This window comes from Sorangium sp. So ce145 (assembly GCF_051525985.1).
In the GTDB taxonomy this organism is placed as follows: domain Bacteria; phylum Myxococcota_A; class Polyangia; order Polyangiales; family Polyangiaceae; genus Sorangium; species Sorangium cellulosum_B.
In genome coordinates this window covers 10,725,691-10,741,566 of the sequence record NZ_CP150315.1, presented here as the reverse complement: position 1 = coordinate 10,741,566, position 15,876 = coordinate 10,725,691, and the positions used below count along the sequence as shown (strand labels likewise).

The following is a 15,876-nucleotide window of genomic DNA, read 5'->3' as shown; positions in this document are numbered from 1 at the left end:
AGAAAGGCTGCTTCCGCCGCGCCGCGCGCTCCCCGGCGCTCGCCCGCGCTTCGGGCAGCGCGCAGCGCCTCACTCGCGCCGACAGCGTCCGCTCGACCGTCACCCGAAAGTCGTTGTGACGTCACGAAGTAAGTATCATGATACTTATAAATGGCAAGGCCGCGTAACATCACCGACGCGCAGATCCTCGACGAGGCACGCGCGTGCTTTCTGGAGCACGGCGCGGGCGTCTCGACGACGCTCATCGCGGAGCGGCTCGGCGTCTCGCACGGGGTGCTGTTCCAGCGCTTCGGCACCAAGGAGCAGCTCCTGCGCGCCGCGCTGCTGCCGCCGTTCGAGCCGCCGTGGATGGCGCGCGCGCGGGCGGGCCCGGACGACCGCGACGCGCGGATCCAGCTCCTCGAGCTCGCAGAGGAGCTCTCCGCCTACCTCGAGCGCATCGTGCCGTGCCTCGCGGTGCTCCGCTCGGCCGGCATGCACGTCGAGTGCATGGCCGAGCAGCGCGAGGACCTGCCGCCGGTCCGCGCGCGGCGCGAGGTGGTCGCGTGGTTCTCGCGAGCGATCGACCGCGGCCTCCTGCGCCCGGTCCGCCCGGAGCACGCGGCCGACCTCTTCCTCGGCGCGCTGCACTTCCGGCCGTTCCACCAGCACCTCTCGAACCAGGGGTTCGATCGGTCCGAGGGCCAGGCCTACGTCACGTTCGCGATCGACGCGATTCACCGGACGCTCGCGCCCGTGGCGGAGCGACCGTGACGCGCGGCCCCGTCACGCCGCCGCGCCGCCCGCGCCCGGCAGCAGCGACGGCCAGCTCCGCGGTGGCTTGAACCGGTGGGTCGGCGCGGGCCCGTCGACGATGTGCTCGACCTCGTCGAGGTGACTGCCAGGGAGCAACACCCCGCCCAGCGACTCCCGCACGAGCGGTATCCGCGCCGGATCGAAGCCCATCACCTGCGAGGCGATCGCGTCGACGAGGCCTGGATCGAACCCGCCGAGCAGGAGCCCCGCGCGCACGGGCGTCGCCCCGAGCGGCCCTTCGCCCTCACCCGCGACGATGCCGTCCACGATCGTCAGGTACCGCCGCTGCGGCTCCCCGCGCAGCGCGCCGCCGCGGTCAGCGAAGAACAGGATGCGGTTGAGATCCAGGATGGTCCGCCAGAGCGTGTTGTTCCCCTCCCAGCTGCCATCGATGACCTTCGGCGGCGCCTCGAGCCGCGGCGCGCGCGCGACGAGCGAGTGATCGCCGGGGAGCGGGAGCCGGCTGAGCTTGTTCTCCACCGCGTCTCCGAGGCCCTGAGGCCGATCGAACTCGTCGCCGCCGACCGATGGATCGCCCTCGGTGAAGTGCGGGAGCCAGTACTTCTCGTTCGTCAGGCCGATCACGCTCTTCAGCGAGAGCGTGATACCCGTCTTCTTGTGCGTCTTCAGCTTGGGGAGGTTGATGACGACATCCGCGTCGAGGAGCGTCTGGGGAACGCTGTACTCGTGCCGTTGCCCCGTGTGGTGCGGCACCGGCGTCGCGTAATGGCTGCGGTGGAAGCGGAGCGCGGCGCTGCGCGGGGCGCCCGCGCCGGCGAAGAAGCTGCTCGATCCGAGATCGACGACCCGGTAGCCCCGCGGATCGCCGGGCAGTCGGCGGCGGAGGAGCAGGCCGAGGTTCCAGGAGCGGCCGAAGCGGCGCACGTCGTCGAGCGCGAACACCGGCGCGATCCGGAAATACCGCAGGTCGATGAAATCAATGTCATGCCCCTGGCCCTTCAGGTGATCGATGACGTCGAAGATGCCGAGCGGGCCGGCGACCTTCTCGATCTCGCAGCCCTCGACCGGGGAGTCGACGACGCGCACGCTCCCGCGCGGGCCGGCGGCGCGGAGCGCATAGTCGAGCACGGGCCGGAGCAGCGAGCCGTGCGTGCTGGAGGCGGCGAGCCGCTCGCCCGTGATCTTCTGGTGGAGGTTCTTCGAGGAGACGAGGTTCGGCTTGACGACGACGCGGTCCCCCGGCGCGATCAGGTCGCCGAGCGGGTTCCACGCGGGCGTGCCGGCGCGGGCCGCGTCGAGGCCGAGCCCGCGGAAGAGCGCCTCGACGGCCTCGTAGACCGGGCTCGGCGGGCCATAGGGCGCGCTGCCCCCGTAGCTCACGCCCGGCCGAGAGACCGTCACCACGCGGCGGCTCGTCGCTGTCATCGGGAGCCCCCGGTCAAGCGCCCGGGCCGCTCAGGCCGGACGCGAGGATCTCCGCCGGCGCGGCGCGCTGGAAATCGACGTTGAGGCGCGAGACGCTCGCGAGGTGCTTGCCCGTGCGGACGAGCGCGATGTCGTCGGCGAACTCGACGTCGACGCGCATCCGCTCGCCGAGGTGACGGCGGAACGTCGCGAGCACCTCGTCCAGGACCTGCTGCGAGAACCGCCCGCCCTTGACCACGCGGAAGGTGATGGCGTCGCGCTCCTCCTGCACCACCTGGAAGCGCTTGATCGCGTAATCGAACTCCTTGAGGTAGTGCGCGAAGAACGTGCCGGGCAGATAGCGCCCGTCCGTCCCGCGGATGATGGACTGGACGCGCCCCTCGATGCGGCCGACGCGCGGCGCCCCGCGGCCGCAGGGGCACGGCAAGGACGGGGACATCGCCTCGGCGAGATCGCCGATGCGGTAGCGGACGAACGGCATGCAGAAGTTGTTGAGATCGGTGATCACGACCTCTCCGATCTCCCCCGGCTCGGCGGGGCGCCCGTCGCGCAGGACCTCGACGATGTACCCCTCGGCCACCACGTGGTGGCCCTCGTGCGCGTCGCACTCGTACGCGATGCCCGAGAACTCGCGGCTGCCGTACTTGTCGAAGACCTTGCAGCCGAACGCCTCCTCGATGAGCCGGCGGCTCGGCAGCGGCAGCGTTTGCGCGCTCGACATGATCGCGCGCGGCCGTGCCGCGACCTTTCCGGTGCTCTTGACGTAATGGGCGAGGAAATCGAGCGCCTCGGCGTAGCCATCCATGAGCACCGGCCGCGCGCCGGCGATCCTCGCGATCATCTCTCCCAGGTTGTCGTCGGACAGCTCGAAGATCGGGATGAACGTCCGGTTCGACAGGACGGCGTCCGCGCGCTCGCGGGCGGCCTGCCACTTCGTCATGCCGATCGTCTGGTGCCAGAGGCGCACCGTGGGGTCGCCGAAGCGGTAGCCCGTCCACTCCTGCGCCCGGAGCGTCGCCGCCCAGCGGAACTCGAGCTGAGCCCGGTCCGCGTAGCAGACGAAGGGCTCGCCGGTGGAGCCGCTCGTCGTGATCTTGAGGACCTGCGACTTGTCGTGGTTCTCCGACATGATGTCGAAGTAGAGGTGGCGCCGGATATCCGCCTTGGTGAGGAACGGCAGCTTGTGGAGGTCCTCCTGGCCGCGGATGTCCTCGGGCCGGAGCTTGAGCTCCTGCATGCGAGCGCGGTAGTAGGGCACGTTGCGGTAGCAGTGGCGGAGCAGCCGCCTGAGCTTCTCGTCCTGGAGCTCGCGGGTCTGCGACGGCGTGAGCCACTGTGTCCTGCGCAGCGTCTCGTAGTAGTGCTCGACGTCACGCGTGATCATCCAGTGGGTGTGGTTGAACGCGGCCAGGTACGCGCGCCACCTCGCCGTGGAGAGCGGGTCGCGCTCCGGCGAGCGGTCGACCACCGGGTTGCGGCGGAGGTACTGAGTCGCCACGTCCGGTGGGATCCGGTCCACGCGGTACTCCCACGCGGCCTTGCCGAGGTCGTAGAACGATTTGACCACCGCGCGCGCCGCGGCCTGGTCGAGGAAGGAGACGCCCTGCCGCCGCTGCTCGAAGAGCGTCTCGACCTCCTTGTACGAGTAGCCCTTGGCGTGGGCGGCGACCAGGATGAAGGACTGCCAGTAAAAATAGCTGCCCTTGTACGTCAAGAGATCCTGGAACACCTCCCGTGCGCACATCACGAAGCCGCTCTTGTTGTCGTGGAGCGACATGCCGAAGGTGGTGTTCAAGAGGTGGTTGAGCCCGCGGCTCAGGTGGTACCGGCGGTCCCTGCGGCGCCCGACGGCGCTCCTCCAGCCCTGGACGACATCGACGCTGTGCTCGTAGAGCTCGCGCCGGAGGCGCAGGAGGTCCTCGGGCTGGTACTGGAGATCGGCGTCGATGGTGGCGACGAGCTTGCCGCGCGCGGCGGCGGCGCCGGTGCGCCACGCCGCCGTGATGCCGCGGTTCTGCGGGTGGAAGCACCCCACGACGAGCCCCGGGTGCGCGGCCATGAGCGCGCGGATCGTCGTGGCGGTGCCGTCGGTCGAGCCGTCGTCGACGAGGATGAGCTCGCCCGTGAGCGCCCCCGCGCGGAAGACGCCGAGGATGCGGTCGGTGAGCTCGGGGATGTTCAGCTCCTCGTTGAGGCAGGGCACGAGGACGGAGAGCTCGATCGGCGTCTCCGGAGCAAGCTCATGATGGGCGTCGGTCATGGCGTGTTTCCCTAGTTTACCTGGAAGCGGAGCGCGCGTCGGTTCGCGGGTGCGCGGCGCGCCGCGCGGCCCGGAAACAGGGCCGGAGTCACAGGGGCACGCAGCGGAAGCACGCGCGGATCGGCAGCGCGTCGTGCGGCGCGGCGCGGCGCTCGGTCACGCGCAGATGGCGCGCCAGCAGGCGGCCGAACTCCTCGGGCGTCCACTGGTGCAGGTGGTAGACGTCGCCGCCCCACTGGATCCGGTCGCGCAGGAGGTAGCCGACGGGCGTGCGGCGGACGATGCCCTTCAGCCGCGCGATGAGCGGGTCGTTCGGCACCGTGATCGCGGCCACGCCGCCGGGGCGCAGGAGGCGCGCGATCGCCGCGAGGACGGCGGCGGGATCCACGGTGTGCTCCAGGACCTCGGTGCAGACGATGCGGTCGAAGCTCGCGGCGGGCAGGTCGAGCTTGTCGACCTCGCCCTTGAGGAAGCGAGCGTCGTAGCCCGCGAGGTTCCTGCGGGCTGTGTCGAGGTAGACGTCGGAGACGTCGATGGCCGTGATGCGCGCCCGCGGAAACAGGCGCAGCACATGCCCGCCGCCCGAGCCGACCTCGGCGAGATCGAGGCCGGCGCAGTCGCCGAGCATGTCGCGGAGGATGGCGAGCCGCTTTCGTTCGATGAGCCGGATCGGCAGCGGGGAGCGCTCGTAGTAGTCGTCGATCGGGTGCTCGCGGGCGAGGCGGTCGTTCAGCGCCTCCACGTCGATGTCGCCGGCGGCGTTCGGCATGCCGGCCCCATAGCACGGGGCAGGCGGAGCCTCACCCCGGCGACCATGCCGCGCGGCACGCGGCCGACCGATCGCGCGTCGTCACCTCGCCCACCAGGCGGCCCTGTTCATCCGGAGCGGCCCGCAAGAGGCCGTCGCTCGGCGCCGCGCGGCTCGGCTGCCATCTCTCGTACACGCTACTCGGGGGTCGGTCACCTCGCCGTCATCGAGCCACATACCCCGCTCCCGACACCGGATCTGCGGAAGATCATCGTCCGCGTCTTCGAGGAGCATCCCACGGCGGTGAGCGCGGTATCGGTCGCGTTCGAAGGACAAGGCTTCTTCGCGTCCGCCGTGCGCAGCGTCGCGACTGGCATCATGATGCTGGCGAACACGCGCATCCCATTTCGACCCTGCGGCCGCGTGGCCGATTCGGTCGAGTTCTTGTCGAAGCACTTGACGGTCCCGGGCGCGCCCCTGGATCCGAGGATTTGCCTCGGCGCGGTCGAGGAGCTGAGGCATGAGATGGGCCGCCGCGCGTCCAATCGGCCTGAGCCGGCCGTACGTCGTCGGCGCTGAATGCGCTGGCGCGCCTCGTCGCCATCAAGGCTCGACGCGGCACCTCGCGCTGCACCCGTCGCCAGCCGCCGTGTTGCCGTCATCGCACGTCTCGAGCCCCGCGACGTCGCCGTCGCCGCAGACGATCGCGGGATCGACCAGCGTGCGGCGCAGCTTCAGATCGCTGCGCAGGGCGCCCACGTGCGCCTTGAACTCGCTCAGGTCGCCTCGAGTCGCGTCGCCGGCGGCGGCCTCGCCGAGCACCTCCTCCGCCCGATCGATGGCCGCGAGCACGGCGCCCTCGTCCCACGCCGCGCTCACGACACGGGCGAGCTCGGCGCGATACCGCTCGTCGAGCGCCGGGATCTCCCGGATCCGGCGCGGGAGCACGGCGACGGGCTCCGTCTCGGTGTCGAAGTGCGGGTCGTCCAGGATGCGGTCCATCCCGTGGGGGATGAACACGAAGCGCCCGTCGGCCGGGTTCTCGTAGAGGTAGTAGTTGTTCGCCCGGTAGGCGTAGCCGTCCCAGTGGCCGAGCAGCGCCTCGAGGGCGTAGGTCGTGAGGAACCGACTCAGGTCGAGGCGCTTGCTCACCTCCGCGGCGAGCTGCTCGTCCGGCGCGTCCTGGATGGCGGCGGCGAGAGAGCGGAGCTCTGCCCCGCCGCCGTCGTCGCCGCCGTCGAGCTCCACGGCGTCGATGTCCTCGGCGAAGTCGCCGCAGCACGGGCCCTCGTAGAGCGCGCCCTCGTCGTTCACCTCGCCGAAGTGCCGCCGCAGGAACCGCTTGTCGATGGCCTCGGTGACGACGTAGATCCCCCTGTCCACGCCGTTGACGCTCACCACCGCGTGCGCGGTGCGCGCCGCGGGCACGCCGGCGCGGTCGTGCAGAACCTCGCCGATCTGCTCGCGAAGGAAGCTCGGGTCCTGCTTGGAGTTGTTCAGCAGGAGCTTCTTCACCCCGTGCAGGTTCGCCTCTTCATCGAACTCGTCGAACTTGATGCTGAAGCTCGGCTTCTCGGACAGATCCACGGCCGAGTTGCCCTTCTGCCGGATGCCAGCGCCGCTGACGACGTCGCCGTCGTAGACGATGGTGCACGGGACGCGGTTGTCGAGGTCCGTGCGGAGCTGCCCCAGGTGGGCCTCGTCGATGGTGATCGCGATCTCGTGCAGCGCCGTCCGATCGAAGACGACGTCGCTGCCCGGATCGAGGGGCACACAGCCACCCTGGCTCGCCGCGACGAGCGCGAGGACCGCGGATGCATGAAGGGATCTCATCGTTCCCGCCCTACTGTTGGGGATCTCGCCTGCTCTCCGCCTTCCGGTGATGGTCGCCCGCCTCGGCGGGGAGCCGGCCGCCGACCGCGTGCCGGAGCTCGCCGACCGCGGTCCAGTAGCGGCGCACGAAGCGCAGCAGCCGGAGCTCCAGGCGCACGCGGCGCTCGTCGACCTCGAGCGCCCGCCCCACGTCGACGTTGCGGCCCTCGATCGCCCGCTGCGCCTCGGCGCCCGCGCGCTCGGCGGCAGGGGTCATCCGGCGCCGTAGCTCGGTCACGAGGGCCCGGGTGGCCTGGGCCTCGGCCAGGCTCGTCCGCACCTCGCGCGTCACGAGCTCGACCGCGGCGCCGAGCGAGCGCTGCTCCGCCTTGCGCGCCGCGTCCGCCGCGGCGACGGCCGGGCGGTGCGTGTCGAACAGCGGCAGCTCGATGCCGAGCCCGAACGTCCACCCGAGGCCGAGGTCGTTCTCTCGCCGGAAGTCGTAGCCGACCTCGACGAAGGAGAGCCAGGGCCACCGCGCGGCGCGCTCGGCGTGGAGCGCCGCGTCCGCCGCGTCGCCCTGCGCGGCCGCGAGCTCGATCTCGGGGCGGCGCTTGAGCGCGAGCTCGACGGCCTGCTCCTCCGTGGGGAGCTCCGGGGGAGGCCACGCGCTCTTCGGCGCGCCGAGGAGGCGCACGGGCACCGCGGGATCGAGCCCCATGCGCGACAGGAGCGCGGCGAGCGCCGCGCTCCGCTGCGCGCGCAGATCCACGCCGTCCTGCTCCGCGTCGACGGCGGTGAGCTCCGTCATCGCCTCGTCGACCGCCGTCGTCCGCGCGGCGGCGAGCTGCCCCTTCATCCAGGTGGCGAGCGATCTTCGCGCCTCGGCCACCGCGTCGGCGGCCTCGATCTCGGCGTCGAAGAGCAGCACCTCGTCGAACAGCGACCGGACGTCGGCCTCGAGGGCGATCTCGATCTCGCGCGCATCGGCGAGCGCCTTGGCCTCGTCCACGCGCGCCTCCGCGACGTTCGCGTCGACCTCGCCAGGGCGGGTCACCGGGAAGCGGAGCGCGGTGCTCACGCGCGGCTCGCGCTCGCGGATGCGCTGGAGCTCGATGTTCGTGATGCGGAGCTCCGGGTTCTCGAGGTGGTCCTCCGCCTCGACCTGCGCCGCGGCCGCCTCGGCGCGGGCGTTCTGCGCGGCGAGCTCGGCGCTGTGGTCTCTCGCCCAGGCGACGGCGTCCTCCACCGTCATCGCGAGCGGCGCCGCGCTGGCCGCGCCTCCCGGGCGCGCGCCCGGGCCCGCGCGGCGGAGCGCCGGCGCGCCGGCGGGCGCGCGGCCCTCGCGGTAGAGGGCGATCGCGCGGTCGGACGCCGCCGGCCTCGGCGGGGAAGCGCAGCCCGAGAGGGCCGCGCAGAGCACCATGACGGGGATCGCCGCGCGGCGGCGGCGCTGGCTCACGGGCCCCACGAGAGCTCCTCGAACGAGGGCGTGCCGCTGCCGGCGTCGAACACGATCGTCAGCGAGCCCGGCGTGAGCGACGGCGTGATCCCCTCGGGCTTGAGCCCCGGGAATCGCTGGACGAGGCGCGGCGAGAGGACGCCGCCCTCGGGGCGATCCACCCGCCACAGCGCGCCGGCGTCGCCGTCCGCCGTCGAGGGCGTGGACGTGATGGCGAGCGCGCCGTCCGGCATGAACACGAGCTCCGAGATGCCGCCCGGCGTGGGCTTCCCGGCGACCTCCACGTCGACGCGCGCGCGCGCCCACAGCGAGACGCGGGCCGCGTCGAAGCGCGCCGCCTCGGCCGTGATACGATGCTTCTTCTTCGCGCTCGCGGCCTCGACCGCCGCGGCCCGCTGTTCGCCGGGGAGGCCGCCGAACAGCGCGCTCGGGGAGCCGATCCGCCAGATCATCGCGTTGCCCTGCGCGTCGAGCGGCGCCTTCAGCCCGAGGTACAGGGCGCCCTGCCGGAAGGCGAGGCCCTCGATGTCGAGCGCCCGCGTCCCGTCGGGGAGGCCGAGCGCCGCGGCGCGCGCGGGGTCCGCGTCGAGGACCTCGGCCAGGTGGATCCCGCCGTCGACGCGGAAGCCCTGGCCGTCCTGGCGGAGGCGGAGGAGCGCGGTCCGCTCCGACTTGCGCTTCCCCTTCTTGCTGTAGCTCTGCGACGACAGGAGGTAGATCTCGCCCGCGTCGCCGGCCGCGATCCCCTCGACGTCGCTCAGCTCGTCGACGCCGCTCACCGGCACCGGATCCGCGGCGACGGCGCCGCCCGGGGACATCGCGAAGAGCCACGGCGCGCCCTCGTTGTTCTGCTCGTGGCCCGTGTCGTCGCTGACGAGGAGGTACCGGGACTCGCCGGGGCGCGCGAGGACGCCGGACGGCTCGAAGCGCGTCCGGCTCGCCAGGGTCGGGGGCACCTTCATGGGGGACTGCGACGCGACCGCCCCGGCCTTCGGCGTGCCGCCGGCCTTCGGCGCGGTCGTGGTGGGCTTCGGCGGCGGCTGGGCGGGGGCCGCGCCGCGGCGCGCGTCGAACGTGATGTCGAAGGCCTGGCCGGGGACGAGCGCCATCGGCGCGTCCAGCGAGATGGTGACGACGCGGCCCCACGCCGGCAGCTCCGGCGTGAGCCAGCAGCGCGGGGGGAGCTGGGAGACGAGCGGCCCCACCGCGATGACCGTGCCCGGGATCGCGTCGCCGAGCTGGCCCCGGACGTAGAGCTCGGCGGCGTCCCCGTCGCTGACGCCGAGGGCGAAGCGCTCGGGGACGCAGGCGATCGCGCGCGCGCCCGTGCGCGCGCTCAGGAGCTGCACCAGGGGCATCCCGGCCGGGACCACGTCGCCGGGCTGCCTGTCGATGGAGATGACGCGCCCCGCGTTCGCGGCGCGCAGCACGTAGCTCGCGCGCCGCTGCTCGAGCATCGCGATGTTCTCGGTCGCGACGCGCACGTCGGCGTCGAGCTTCGCCGCCAGCCCCGACGTCCGATCCCGGAGGCCGTTCCGCCGCCGCTCCGTCGCCTTGAGCTGCTCCGTGAGGACGCTCAGCGTCCGCGGCTTCTCGCTGGCGATCGCCGTGACCGTCGCGTGCGCCAGGTCGAGCTTCGTCAGGTCCTCGAGGACCGCCTGCCGGTTCTCGACGAGCTGCTTCATCCGCGAGATCTCGCTGTCCAGCACCTTCGCCTCGGCGGCCGCCCGGCGCTGCTCCTCGCGGTGCACCGCGAGGTGGCGCTCGACCGTCTCGCGGTTCGTGTCGAGCTCCTGCTCGAGGAGGGCGAGCTCCATGTTCAGATCGGCCTCGACCTGGGTCTTCTCCGCCTTGGCGACGGCGATCTCGGCGTCGATCACCGACGTGTCCAGCGTCGCGATGATCTGCCCGGCCTCGACCTCCTCGCCGACGGTCACCTCGATGGAGGCCACCCGGGCCGTCTCGACCGGCGAGAGCACCTCGGGCAGCGCCTCCGCGTAGCCGAAGACCCGCCCGCGCGGGCCGCTGCCCACGTGGAGCCACAGGGCGGCGCCGAGCGTGAGCACGAAGGTGATCGCGGGGGCGGCGTCCTGGAGCGCCGAGCGGAGTCGCTGGTAGCTGTACATCGATGATCCTTGCGCGGTGATGACGGCGGCGGCTGCGTCAACGAAGCGAGATGGCCCACGAGGGCGTGACCGACAGGCATCCTCCGCGATGGACCTCGGCCGCTAGAGATCCAGCGTCGGCTCCTGAAGCATGAGAGAGACATCCTGCACGCCCGGGATCGCCTGGAGCTTCGCGACGAGCGCCGAGCGGAGCTCGGGCGCGAGGATGGTGAGCTGGTAAGCATGCTCCATCACGGTCCCCTGCGCAGCCTCCCGGAGCGTCACCAGCGAGAAGGTCCGGCAGTGCGCGCGGAGCACCCTCGCGAGCGCGTCCTCCACCTCGGCCGCGGCGGGCGCGGTGAAGCGGAGCAGGCCATCCGGCTGTCGTCGCGAGCCCCAGCCGGTGAAATGGAGGAGCAAGGTCCCGGCGGCGAAGATCGCGGTCCCGCCGAGGGCCGCGCCGATCGCCTGGAGCCCGCAGGCGATGCCGACGCCGAGGGCCGCGAAGACGAACATGACGTCGCGCGGATCGCGCATGGTCGTGCGGAACCGGACAGCGCTCAGGCCCACGGCGACGCCGATGCCGGCGGCGATGCTGCTGCCCACGGAGAGCATCAGCATGCAGGTGATGACGCTGCCCATCGCCATGCTGTGCACGGACGAGCGGGAGTAGGACAGCCCGCGAAATGTGGCCATGTAGACGAGCGCGACCCCCTGGCCGAGCCCGAACGCCAGCAGGAGCGCCACGACCGCCCTGCGGAAGTCCATGGCGCTCCCCTGGGTGACCCATCCGAGCCAGTCTATCACGGCGAGCCGCTCTTTCCCGGGGTGATCGCCGGCCGCGGCGCGCGCCCGGCGCCATCCACGCGATCCACGCGCTCCACGCGCTCCACGCGCTCCACGCGATTCACGCGATTCACGCGATTCACGCGATCCACGCGCGTCCGCGTCACGGCGCCCCGGAGGCGGCGCCGCGGCCAGGGTAGGGGCGCGCTTGCTTGATGTAGAGCGTCGGCGGCTCGTCGGGGTTCGCGTCGTCGTCGAACTTGAACTCCACGTCCATCGCATACCAGCCGTCGTTGCCGCTCGCCGGCCCGTACGCGGGGGAGAACCGCTCGTGGATGGCGTCGAGCGCCACGCCGAGCTGGTGGACCTGCGCCGTCGAGAGGACCGTCTGGCCCTCGGGCATGAGGCTCGAGTGCGTCAGGTAGGTGACCGGCTGGTTCGGCTGGTTGAAGAAGTAGAGGAACGCGTCGTTCGTCACGCCCGCGGGCGGGGCGACCACCTCCACGTCACCGCCGAACTGCACGTTGACGTAGAAGGCGGGCTGGACCCCGGCCGTGTCGAACGGGTTGTTGGTGATGGCCACGCCGTTCGCCTCCTCGTCCGGGAAGTTGTGGTGCACGAGCAAGGCCATCCCGATGGTCCGGTGGTCGATGCCGTAATAGGTGCGCTCGTCGAAGGTGCGGAGCTTCCAGGCGCTCGCGTACGTCTTGCGAATGGCGTCGAGGACGTCCTCCCAGTCCGTCGGATCGCCCGTGTTCGAGTCGTAGCAGCCGGCGCACGGGAACCCGTCGAGATCCTCGCTGTTCGTGCTGGTGCGGAAGCGGATCGGGTGCCCGGCGTACTCCGCCTCGATCTTCGCCCTGAGGAGCTCCTGGAGCTCGGCGTCGACGGGCGCGGTCTTCATGGCGTCGCGGAGCGCCTTCAGCTGCTTGTCGCGGGCCGCGGCGTCGGTGGCGAACTTCGGGTCGGCGAGCATCGCGTCGATCTGCTCGTAGAACCCGTTCTGCTTCATGAACTGGTCATAGTAGTACATCGGGATCGAGAAGGCCTTCTGGATCGGGACCTCGGGGATCCTGGCCAGGATGGAGTAGTGGGCCGACTTGCCGCCGAAGGCGAGCACGGCCTTCTTGATCGCGTCCCGGAGCGTCTCGCCCTCCGGTGGATCGGGGGTCACCTCCTCGAGGTCGCGCAGATCGGTGACCGTCAGATCCATCTCGGGGAGCGTGACGGGCGTGGGTTTGTGCGCCTCCCAGAACGCCTCGGCCTCCGCCTCGGTGACCTCGCGGACGCTCCAGGACGTCGGCCCCGCGGTGAGCTCGACGAGCTTGTCCTTCAGCGCGAGCAGGTCGGGGTGGGTCATGGCGTTGCGCAGCCCCATGTTGGGGGTGCGCCGGTTCTGCGAGAGCACGTTGACGTGCGAGAGCGGCGTCTGGAACTCCTCGGTGATGATCCCCTGGACGACCGAGATGTCGTTGGGCGCCTCGTCGAGGACGACGATGTCCTGGTGGGACAGGTACTCCGAGTCGAGATCCGCCGCCTTCGCGAAGTGGAGCCGGCCCACCGCCGTGCCCAGCGAGAGCGGCTGGTAGTCGATCCCGGCGTAGAGATCGCCGGTGCTGACCACGGGGATGTCGGCGGGGAGCTTCTTCGCCTCGGCCGCGACGGCCTCCGACGTCGGGTGGAAGGCGAGCTTCGACCCGAAGAAGGAGGCCGCCTTGACCGCCCTGAACAGGGTGGCGATCATGTCCGCGGACGCGGTGTCGTAGGGGGAGAGCTCGACGGCCCACACGCCGGGGCCCTCGTAATGCGTCACCGCGCCGAGGACGAAGCGGCGATCCGGCGTGAAGTACTCGGTCGCGTTGAACTCGGCGAGCGGCGGGACGAGGGGCAGCGCGTCGCCGGAGAGGTGCGATGACACGAAGTCGTAGTGGATCAGGTAGAGGACGCTGTTCTGGAAATACAGCGCGTTCTGATCGGCTTGATCCAGCACGACCTTGACCGACCGCGCGCCGGGCAAGCTGGCGTCGATGGGCACCGAAGCGAGCGCCTCGAAGTCGGCGGCGCACCCGACGCGCTTCAGGAACTCCGTGGATTCACCGGGGTCCGTGCGTTCGCAGACCTCTTCGGTCACGCCGGGGTCGTCCGTGCCGCCGCCGCCGCCGCCGCACGCGCCCGGGAGCGCCGAGGCGAGCAAGGCGAGCGCGACGATCGACGTGATGCGAGTGCCTTTGTACATGATTCCTCCTGAGATAAGGATGCTGACCGAGGAGCGGCGCGCGCCGGTGATCCCGCGTCAAGGCGTCAAGGTATCAGGGCGTCGAGGCGTCAGGGCGTCAGCGCGAAGCAGTAGAACCCGCCGTAACCGCCGCCGGACCCGACGGTGACCGTGCCGGGCAGCGGCCCCCCCTGCTCCAGGAGGTTGATGCCCGGCGCGCACCCCGCCTCGTCGAGCGACGACATCCAGTTGGCCATGTTGATGTTGCCGCCGGGGCCGGCGCCGGTGCTGCCGCCGGGGCCGGCGCCGGTGCTGCCGCCGGGGAAGCCGGCCCCGCTGCTGCCGCCGGTCGGGAAGCCGCCACCTCCGAAGTTCCTGGGCCACGAGTGACCGACGCGTGGCCGCCCCTCGCTCGAGTCGCCCGACTTGGCCGTCCAGTCCTTGCAGGTCGCGGTCGCGCTGTAGAGCTCTCCCTTGTCGTTCGTCCCCGTCAGCATGTCGTGGTTGTCCACCTCGGGCTGGCTCGGATCGGGCTGGTGGTTGGGGACGCCGTCCTCGTTCGGAAAGTCGTCGATGATCGCAGGGTCGGCCGCGGAGGGGCGGTCGTTGAGCAGCTCTTCTTTGTTGTTGGCGAGCAGCCGGCCTAGCCGGTCGTACCAGGGACCCTCGCCGATCCGATCGATCGCGTTGACCTGCTTGCCGTCCTCCCCTGCGACGGCGCTCAGGAAGGCGCGCCACTGCTTGCTCCCCGCGCCGGGCATGCTCTTCTCGGCGATGGTCGCGCAGATCTTGTCCGCGCCGCGGAGCCCGGCGCCGGGGCCCGTCTCGCCGAAGCGGAGATCGCCGCCGAAGCCGTCCTGCGAGCCCGATAGCTCCTGCAGGGCGACGAGGCTGGTCACGAAGAAGCTGAATTTCTCGGTCGTCCCGCCGGAGCCGGACGAGGTGGTGGTGTCGCCGGAGCTGGACGAGGTGGTGTTGCCGCTGGACGAGGAGGAGTTGCCGCCGGAGCTGGACGAGGAGGTGCTGCCACCGGAGCTGGACGAGGAGGAGTTGCCGCCGGACGACGAGGAGGTGCTGCCGCCGGAGCTGGACGAGGTGCTGGTCGAGCTGTCGTCCGAGACGCCCGGGTCCGAGCTGGAGCAGGCGACCACGGGGGAGAGCAGCGCGAGGGTGAGGGGCAGCAGCAAGGGGCGATAAGTGCGTGTCATGGTCTCTGTGTCCTTTTCCTTGTTAAGCTAGACGGTCGGCCGCGCCGCGGATCGGCGAGGCTCACTTGCAGGTGAGATCGCTCTGGCAGGTCTGGCCCTCGGGGCACTGCGAGTCGTCGTTGCACGACGTGATGCCCGCGATCACCACCGCCTGCTCGATCTGGGACGAGACGACCAGATCGACTCGGCCGGGCGGGATCGTCGTGGAGCCCACGGACTTGCGCGTGACGATGATCGTCGGGAAGCCCGCGACGCCGAGGTCGAGGAGCTGCTTGACGAACGACGCCGAGAGCTCGAGCGAGCCGGTGTCCTCGACGTTGCACTCGATCATCCCCTTCGTGCCCCCGTGATGGCTGATGTCGAGCTTCACGTGGATCTTGGCGACGTTGGCCTGCGCCGGCGGGGTCCACGTGAGCTGCAGGGGCTGATCGGGCTTGAGCTCGATCGTCTCGTTCAGGAGAGCGAGGGGGCCCACGCCCTTGGCCTCCACCTTGAAGGCGCTGAAGAAATCGCCGCTCGCCTCGAAGCTGAGCGCCTCGCCCTCGTCGACGGGCGGGTAGAGGAGCTTCACGCCGGCGGGAGGCTGGTAGTTGTTCGCCGTGGGGCTCATGACGAGGGACGCCTCGCCCGACTCGAGGTTCAAGCCGGTCACCGTCACGTTGCCGGCGCTGTGCGCGGCCGGGTAGGGCTGGCACGTGTCGTCCTCCACGCAGACGGCGCTGCCACCGCAGGGCTCGTTGCAGAACGGGACGCGCGGCGTGAGGAGCTGACAGCCCCCCTCCTCGGACTTCACCTCCCAGACGATCTGCGAGGGCGTGGGGCCGTCGTAGATCTTCCCGATCACCGACGTGGTGCCCGTCCCCGGCTCGGCACCAGGCAACGAGCGCACCTGGAAGGCGCCGACGAGCTTCGTGGGATCGCCGGTCGGCTCGCCAGACCCTGTGGAGCCGCCGGAGCCGCCGGAGCCGCCGGCCGAGCCCCCCGAGCCCGACGCGTCGTTGCCACCATCGGAGCTCGAGCAGGCGAGCGTCACGAGGGCCACGACCCCGCCAAGGATGCCGGCGCGCCATCCGCCTCGTGAGAGGAATTTTTCAGTTCG

General features: G+C 71.3%; 12 protein-coding genes. 2 read left to right on the top strand and 10 right to left on the bottom strand.

Annotation, left to right across the window (positions count from 1 at the left end; genetic code table 11):
* Positions 1-150 precede the first annotated feature (150 nt).
* Positions 151-753: a TetR/AcrR family transcriptional regulator gene (locus tag WMF34_RS39865; protein WP_437991074.1), complete on the top strand. Its 603-nt coding sequence runs from the start codon at positions 151-153 to the stop codon at positions 751-753.
* 12 nt (positions 754-765) lie between these two features.
* Here the strand turns inward: WMF34_RS39865 and WMF34_RS39860 are convergent, their stop codons facing one another.
* The 9 genes from WMF34_RS39860 to WMF34_RS39820 all read right to left on the bottom strand — a co-directional run bounded on the left by WMF34_RS39860 (position 766) and on the right by WMF34_RS39820 (position 14,468).
* The gene (locus WMF34_RS39860; RefSeq protein ID WP_437991073.1) at positions 766-2,160 is read right to left on the bottom strand and encodes a DUF362 domain-containing protein; all 1,395 of its coding nucleotides are present in this window, start codon (positions 2,158-2,160) and stop codon (positions 766-768) included.
* Between the two features lie 34 nt (positions 2,161-2,194).
* Positions 2,195-4,441, bottom strand: a complete 2,247-nt coding sequence (locus WMF34_RS39855) for a glycosyltransferase (RefSeq protein WP_012240453.1) — start codon at positions 4,439-4,441, stop codon at positions 2,195-2,197.
* A gap of 88 nt (positions 4,442-4,529) precedes the next feature.
* Positions 4,530-5,210, bottom strand: a complete 681-nt coding sequence (locus tag WMF34_RS39850; RefSeq protein ID WP_437991072.1) for a methyltransferase domain-containing protein — start codon at positions 5,208-5,210, stop codon at positions 4,530-4,532.
* A 582-nt stretch (positions 5,211-5,792) separates the two neighbouring features.
* On the bottom strand, positions 5,793-7,022 hold the full coding sequence (locus WMF34_RS39845; RefSeq protein ID WP_437991071.1) for a CotH kinase family protein: 1,230 nt from the start codon (positions 7,020-7,022) through the stop codon (positions 5,793-5,795).
* A 10-nt stretch (positions 7,023-7,032) separates the two neighbouring features.
* A complete protein-coding gene (locus WMF34_RS39840; RefSeq protein ID WP_437991070.1) occupies positions 7,033-8,472 on the bottom strand; it encodes a TolC family protein in 1,440 nt (479 codons plus the stop codon).
* Positions 8,460-10,589, bottom strand: coding sequence for a DUF3616 domain-containing protein (locus WMF34_RS39835; RefSeq protein ID WP_437991069.1), 2,130 nt, complete (start codon positions 10,587-10,589; stop codon positions 8,460-8,462). The genes WMF34_RS39840 and WMF34_RS39835 overlap by 13 nt, the downstream gene beginning before the upstream one ends.
* 102 nt (positions 10,590-10,691) lie before the next feature.
* The gene (locus tag WMF34_RS39830) at positions 10,692-11,375 is read right to left on the bottom strand and encodes a DUF4956 domain-containing protein (RefSeq protein WP_157907240.1); all 684 of its coding nucleotides are present in this window, start codon (positions 11,373-11,375) and stop codon (positions 10,692-10,694) included.
* A 142-nt stretch (positions 11,376-11,517) separates the two neighbouring features.
* Positions 11,518-13,590: a PEP/pyruvate-binding domain-containing protein gene (locus WMF34_RS39825; RefSeq protein ID WP_437991068.1), complete on the bottom strand. Its 2,073-nt coding sequence runs from the start codon at positions 13,588-13,590 to the stop codon at positions 11,518-11,520.
* Positions 13,591-13,679: 89 nt separating this feature from the next.
* On the bottom strand, positions 13,680-14,468 hold the full coding sequence (locus tag WMF34_RS39820) for a hypothetical protein (protein ID WP_437991067.1): 789 nt from the start codon (positions 14,466-14,468) through the stop codon (positions 13,680-13,682).
* A 49-nt stretch (positions 14,469-14,517) separates the two neighbouring features.
* On the opposite strand from WMF34_RS39820, the gene WMF34_RS39815 reads away from it, so the two are divergent.
* Positions 14,518-14,766, top strand: a complete 249-nt coding sequence (locus tag WMF34_RS39815; protein WP_437991066.1) for a hypothetical protein — start codon at positions 14,518-14,520, stop codon at positions 14,764-14,766.
* Between the two features lie 72 nt (positions 14,767-14,838).
* Here WMF34_RS39815 and WMF34_RS39810 read toward each other — a convergent pair whose 3' ends face one another.
* Positions 14,839-15,819 carry a hypothetical protein gene (locus WMF34_RS39810; RefSeq protein ID WP_437991065.1) on the bottom strand — a complete coding sequence of 327 codons (981 nt, stop codon included), beginning with the start codon at positions 15,817-15,819 and terminating at the stop codon, positions 14,839-14,841.
* Positions 15,820-15,876: the final 57 nt, after the last annotated feature.

Excerpts from the sequence above, each read along its gene's own strand:
- WMF34_RS39865 (WP_437991074.1), top strand. The coding sequence starts at position 151 with ATGGCAAGGCCGCGTAACATCACCGACGCGCAGATCCTCGACGAGGCA.
- WMF34_RS39855 (WP_012240453.1), bottom strand. The coding sequence starts at position 4,441 with ATGACCGACGCCCATCATGAGCTTGCTCCGGAGACGCCGATCGAGCTC.
- WMF34_RS39850 (WP_437991072.1), bottom strand. The coding sequence starts at position 5,210 with ATGCCGAACGCCGCCGGCGACATCGACGTGGAGGCGCTGAACGACCGC.
- WMF34_RS39845 (WP_437991071.1), bottom strand. The coding sequence starts at position 7,022 with ATGAGATCCCTTCATGCATCCGCGGTCCTCGCGCTCGTCGCGGCGAGC.
- WMF34_RS39835 (WP_437991069.1), bottom strand. The coding sequence starts at position 10,589 with ATGTACAGCTACCAGCGACTCCGCTCGGCGCTCCAGGACGCCGCCCCC.
- WMF34_RS39825 (WP_437991068.1), bottom strand. The coding sequence starts at position 13,590 with ATGTACAAAGGCACTCGCATCACGTCGATCGTCGCGCTCGCCTTGCTC.